The sequence below is a fragment of the Neisseria sp. P0014.S002 genome, from assembly GCF_051958295.1.
In the GTDB taxonomy this organism is placed as follows: Bacteria; Pseudomonadota; Gammaproteobacteria; order Burkholderiales; family Neisseriaceae; genus Neisseria; species Neisseria flavescens_B.
Window position 1 is genome coordinate 1 of sequence record NZ_JBQCVO010000039.1, and the last position, 430, is coordinate 430.

Sequence of the window (430 nt, forward strand, 5' to 3'; positions counted from 1 at the left end):
CCTACGGGAGGCAGCAGTGAGGAATATTGGACAATGGGCGCAAGCCTGATCCAGCCATGCCGCGTGCAGGATGACGGTCCTATGGATTGTAAACTGCTTTTGCACAGGAAGAAACAACATTACGTGTAATGTCTTGACGGTACTGTGAGAATAAGGATCGGCTAACTCCGTGCCAGCAGCCGCGGTAATACGGAGGATCCAAGCGTTATCCGGAATCATTGGGTTTAAAGGGTCCGTAGGCGGTTTAGTAAGTCAGTGGTGAAAGCCCATCGCTCAACGGTGGAACGGCCATTGATACTGCTGAACTTGAATTATTAGGAAGTAACTAGAATATGTAGTGTAGCGGTGAAATGCTTAGAGATTACATGGAATACCAATTGCGAAGGCAGGTTACTACTAATTGATTGACGCTGATGGACGAAAGCGTGGG

Annotated in this window: 1 rRNA gene; it reads left to right on the top strand. The window is 48.1% G+C overall.

The features are described from left to right. Positions 1–430 (top strand): 16S ribosomal RNA (locus ACTHSX_RS10495); the annotation flags it as partial.